General features: G+C 55.0%; 2 tRNA genes. Both read right to left on the reverse strand.

Annotated elements, in window-relative coordinates:
- Positions 1 to 2: 2 nt before the first annotated feature.
- Positions 3 to 87, reverse strand: a tRNA-Tyr gene (locus tag AN393_RS19910).
- Positions 88 to 135: 48 nt separating this feature from the next.
- Positions 136 to 220: transfer RNA gene (locus AN393_RS19915), tRNA-Tyr, on the reverse strand.

Below are 220 nucleotides of genomic sequence, written 5' to 3' on the forward strand. Positions count from 1 at the left end.
AGTGGTGGAGGGAGCTGGATTCGAACCAGCGAAGGCTGAGCCGTCAGATTTACAGTCTGATCCCTTTGGCCGCTCGGGAACCCCTCCACACTATTTTGTTACATTTGGCCCCACTTAACTTAGCGGTAAGAAAAGTGGTGGAGGGAGCTGGATTCGAACCAGCGAAGGCTGAGCCGTCAGATTTACAGTCTGATCCCTTTGGCCGCTCGGGAACCCCTCC

Origin of the sequence: Pseudoalteromonas sp. P1-25 (assembly GCF_001401805.1) — a bacterium.
Lineage (GTDB): Bacteria > Pseudomonadota > Gammaproteobacteria > Enterobacterales > Alteromonadaceae > Pseudoalteromonas.